The 4,651-nt window shown below is 69.8% G+C and carries 5 protein-coding genes and 1 riboswitch; all 5 genes read left to right on the top strand.

What is annotated here, in order from left to right; genetic code table 11:
• Window positions 1-114: 114 nt before the first annotated feature.
• Window positions 115-226: riboswitch (TPP riboswitch) on the top strand.
• A gap of 29 nt (window positions 227-255) precedes the next feature.
• Window positions 256-1,284 (top strand): thiamine ABC transporter substrate-binding protein, encoded by a 1,029-nt coding sequence (locus AC14A7_RS07435; RefSeq protein WP_484007736.1) that lies wholly within the window; start codon window positions 256-258, stop codon window positions 1,282-1,284.
• Window positions 1,260-2,867 (top strand): ABC transporter permease, encoded by a 1,608-nt coding sequence (locus tag AC14A7_RS07430; protein WP_484007734.1) that lies wholly within the window; start codon window positions 1,260-1,262, stop codon window positions 2,865-2,867. Before AC14A7_RS07435 ends, AC14A7_RS07430 begins: the two co-directional genes overlap by 25 nt.
• On the top strand, window positions 2,867-3,571 hold the full coding sequence (locus AC14A7_RS07425; RefSeq protein WP_484007733.1) for an ABC transporter ATP-binding protein: 705 nt from the start codon (window positions 2,867-2,869) through the stop codon (window positions 3,569-3,571). Before AC14A7_RS07430 ends, AC14A7_RS07425 begins: the two co-directional genes overlap by 1 nt.
• Window positions 3,568-4,071, top strand: a complete 504-nt coding sequence (locus tag AC14A7_RS07420) for a nucleoside/nucleotide kinase family protein (RefSeq protein WP_484007731.1) — start codon at window positions 3,568-3,570, stop codon at window positions 4,069-4,071. The genes AC14A7_RS07425 and AC14A7_RS07420 overlap by 4 nt, the downstream gene beginning before the upstream one ends.
• Window positions 4,068-4,651: sulfurtransferase (locus AC14A7_RS07415; protein ID WP_484007729.1), on the top strand; the 584-nt coding region annotated here is incomplete at its 3' end. The genes AC14A7_RS07420 and AC14A7_RS07415, both read left to right, overlap by 4 nt.

Here is a 4,651-nt window from a genome sequence, read left to right as displayed (position 1 = left end):
CGTCTGCGCGTCCCCAATTGTGCCAAATCCTCCTTCCCGCGCTGGCGGAGGGAGGATTTGGCACAAGTCGATTAGATGCACAGCGACGCGCCCCGAAGGCGACCGGGTAAGCTCATCCCCGAACACGGGAGTCCGGTGAAGCCGGGCTGAGAGGAAGCTGATCGAAGCTTCGACCGTCGAACCTGATCTGGATCATGCCAGCGCAGGGAGGCAGCTCTGACAATCCCGTGCCCCCTCACAAGAGAGAGCACGTATATGAAGAAACTCATTCCACTCGCAGCCATCGCGATAGTCGCGCTTGCCGGCTGCTCCACGCAGGGCGAGGGCAGCACCGCCGGCGCGACGAAGCTCGTTCTCGTCACGCACGACTCCTTCTCGCTCAGCGAGGGAACCCTCGAGGAGTTCACGGTGCAGACCGGCATCGAGGTCGAGGTGCAGGCCGGCGGTGACGCGGGCGAGCTGGTCAACAAGCTCGTCCTCACAAAGGACTCGCCCCTCGGCGATGTCGTCTTCGGCATCGACAACACCTTCGCGAGCCGTGCGGCCAGCAACGGGGTGCTCGTCGAGTACACCTCGAAGGATCTGACGGATGCCGAGGCGCCATTCCTGCTGCCAGCAGGTTCCGGCGGCGACAGCCTCACCCCGATCGACTCCGGCGACGTGTGCGTCAATGTCGACCACGAGTGGTTCGCCGAGGCAGGGCTCGAGGAGCCGGCAACGCTCGACGACCTCACTAAGCCCGAGTACAAAGACCTCCTCGTGGTCGAGGCAGCCAACTCGAGCTCGCCCGGGCTCGCCTTCCTGCTCGCCACGATCGACGCGAAGGGCGAGGACGGCTGGCAGCAGTACTGGAGCGAGCTCCTCGCCAACGGGGCCAAGATCAGCGCGAGCTGGAGTGACGCCTACTACGTCGACTTCTCCGGACCGTCGAGCGAGGGGGATCGCCCGCTCGTCGTGAGCTACGCGTCCTCCCCGCCCTTCGAGCCGGCTGGTGCGACGGGAGCCCTCGCCGAGACCTGCTTCCGCCAGACGGAGTACGCGGGCGTTCTTGCCGGCACGAAGCACGAGGACGAGGCGAAGCAGCTCGTCGACTTCCTGTTCTCGACGACGGTGCAGAACGACATCCCAGAGAACATGTATGTGTTCCCGGTGAACGCAGCGGCGACCCTGCCGGAGGGCTGGGAGCAGTACCGCGTCGTGGCGCCGTTCGTGGTCGATCCGGCCGAGATCGACGCCAACAGAGAGAGATGGCTCACCGAGTGGCAGAACGTCACCCAGCCGTAGTCGTCGGGGCGGTGGTCGCTGTCGCGATCCCCGCCCTGTTCGTCGGCGTCTTCTTCGCCTACCCCGTTGCCCGCATGATCGGGCTCGGGCTCGACCCGAGCGCCTTCGTCGAGGTTTTCAATCGACCGAGAACCGTGCGCATCATCTGGCTCACCATCGGCCAGGCGGCGCTCGCCGCACTCATCAGCACCGGGCTCGGGCTTCCCATCGCCCACGTGCTCTACCGCCTGCGCTTTCGCGGTCAGGGCCTGCTTCGCGCGCTGGTGATCGTGCCGTTCGTGATGCCGACGGTCGTCGTGGGCATCGCCTTTCGCACGCTGCTGCGCGACACCCCACTCGACGGCTCGTTCGCGGCAATCCTGCTCGCCCTTGTCTTCTTCAATATCGCCGTGGTGGTGCGCACGGTCGGGGCGAGCTGGGAGGGGCTGGATTCTCGGCAGGAGGAGGCGGCGAGCGTGCTCGGCGCGTCACCGCTGCGGGTTCTGGTTACCATCACGCTGCCGCGGCTGGCTCCGAGCATCGTGTCGGCGGCATCCATCGTCTTCCTGTTCTGCGCCACGGCCTTCGGCGTCGTTCTCGTGCTCGGCGGCTCGCGCTTCGGCACGATCGAGACAGAGATCTGGCTGCTCACCACCCAGTTCCTCGACCTGCGTGCCGCGAGTGTGCTCGGCATCGCCCAGCTCGTCGTCGTTGTCGCGCTGCTGGCCATCGCGGCGCGCGCCCGCGGCCGGTCGAACCCGCAGAGGCGCGCCATCCGGCCGCGCCGCGTCGGCCGACAGGATGCCGCAGCCATCGCCATCACCCTCGTCACCACCGCGCTGCTGGCGCTACCCATCGGCGCCCTCGTCGCGCGCAGCTTCGAGACCCGCGATGGACTCGGCGTCGGCAACTACCTCGCCCTCGCGACCACGGGCTCCCGCAATGCCCTCGTCGTGACGGCGTGGCAGGCGCTCGGCAACTCGCTGGTGCTCGCTGCCGCGGCGACCGCCATCGCCCTCGTTGTCGGGCTCAGTGCGAGCCTCGTGCTGTCGCGAGCCCCGCGCAGCCTCCACCTTCCCCGCGCGATCGAGGTCTTCGACGTGGCACTCATGCTTCCCCTCGGCGTGAGCGCGGTGACGGTCGGGTTCGGCTTTCTCATCGCCCTCAACACGCCCCCGCTCGACCTGCGCACCTCGCCGGTGCTCGTGCCGATCGCGCAGGCACTCGTGGCGGTGCCGCTCGTGATCCGCACCCTGCTGCCCGTGCTGCGCAGCATCGACCCGCGCATGCGCGAGTCGGCCGCCGTGCTCGGCGCGCCGCCGTGGCGGGTGCTCGCCACGGTCGACCTCGGCATCGCCGCCCGCCCGATCCTGGCCGCGGCCGGGCTCGCATTCGCCGTCGCCCTCGGCGAGTTCGGGGCCACCACCTTCCTCTCCCGAGCGGATCGGCCGACACTCCCCGTCGTCATCTACCGGCTGATCGGGCTGCCAGGGGGAGACAATTTCGGAATGGCCGTCGCCGCGTCCGTCGTACTCGCCGCCGTCACGGTCGCCGTTGTCGCGCTCGTCGAGCGCACCCGCGTCTCTACGGTCGGAGGTTTCTGATGGCGCTCCAGGTGGACGCAGTCACCGTCAGGTTCGAGCAGAGCGTGGCCATCGAGAGCGTGTCGTTCGAGGTGCAGGACGGCGAGATCCTCGCGGTGCTCGGCCCGAGCGGCAGCGGCAAGTCGACGCTGCTGCGCGCAATCGCCGGGCTCGAACCGCTCGTCTCCGGGCGCATCCTGTGGTCTGGCGACGACCTCGCCCGTGTGCCGGTTCACGAGCGGGGCTTCGCACTGATGTTCCAGGACGGCCAGCTCTTCCCGCACCGCGACGTCGCGGGCAACGTCGGCTACGCGCTGCGTGGTTCTCGGCCCCGTGCCGCCGCGCGCATCGCGGAGCTGCTCGAGCTCGTCGGACTGCCCGGGTTCGAGAGGCGCCGCGTCACCGAGCTGTCGGGCGGTGAGCAGCAGCGGGTGGCCCTCGCGCGCGCCATGGCAGCAGAGCCACGGCTGCTGCTGCTCGACGAGCCGTTGAGCTCGCTCGACCGCGAGCTGCGAGTGCGCCTCGCCGTCGACCTGCGCGAGATCCTGCTCGCCACCGGCACCCCGGCCATCATGGTGACCCACGACCAGGCTGAGGCTGCCGTCATCGCCGACCGCATCGGCGTCATGGATGCCGGAAGGATGCTGCAGCTCGGCACCCCGGCGCAGCTCCGCGAGCGCCCCGTCAGCGACCGCGTCGCACGCTTCCTCGGTGGCCCCGCGTGATCCTGCTGATCGACGGGCGCTCCGGGTCCGGCAAGTCGGAGCTCGCCTCTGCCCTCGCCGACACGGCTCAGATCGTGCGCCTCGACGACGTCTACCCCGGTTGGGATGGACTCGCAGCCGGCAGCGCACTCGTTGCCTCCATCATTCGCGAGCGTCGCTATCGCCGCTGGGACTGGGCGGCGCAGCAGTACGCGGAGTGGCACGAGCTCGACGACCGCCCCCTCGTGGTGGAGGGGTGTGGGGCGCTTTCGCTGGTCAACCGCTCGCTCGCCGACTTCGGGATCTGGGTCGAGCATCCAGCGGCCGACCGCCGGCGCCGCGCGCTCGCCCGCGAGCCGGCCTTCGCGCCGCACTGGGCCGCATGGGCAGCGCAGGAGCGGGAGTTCATCGAGCGGGAGCGTCCGCGCGAGCGAGCGGATGCCGAGGTTGACGGCAGCGACGTGACGGTCGCCGTCGATCGTTGGCGTCGCATCCTCGACCCTGCGAGAGTGGGGGAATGACTTCCCCATTCGTCTCCGTCTCCGAGCTGGCCGAGCTGCTCGAGGGGCAGAACCCCCCGGCCGTGCTCGACGCGAGCCTAGAGCTGCACACCGCGGAGTTCGATGGCGACTACCGGGTGACGAGCGGTCGCCAGCGGTGGTCGGCCGGGCACATCCCCGGCTCGCAGCACGTCGACGTGCCGTCGCAGTTCAGCGACAACTCCTCCCACCTGCACTACGCCCACCCGGAGCCGCAGGCCATCGCCGACGAGCTCGCGCGCATCGGCATCGAGAAGGGCCGCCCCGTGGTCGTCTACGACACCACGGGGATGATGTTCGCTGCGCGCCTCTGGTATGTGCTGCGGTGGATCGGCGTCGACGTTCGCGTGCTCGACGGTGGCCTTGCGGAGTGGAAGGCCCGTGGCCTGCCCGTCGCCGAGGGCGACGAGCTGCCCCCGCAGGCCGTCGCCTCGTGGCCGGCGGCTGCCGTTCGCCGCGCGTGGGTCAGCAAGGCGGAGCTGCAGGAGCGGTCGAAGGACGTGCCGCTGGTGTGCAGCCTGCCCGCCGCGCAGTTCACCGGGGGGGGGGGGGGGGGGGGGGG

The sequence above is a fragment of the Conyzicola sp. genome, assembly GCF_057073975.1.
This window is presented reverse-complemented; position numbering and strand designations above follow the sequence as displayed.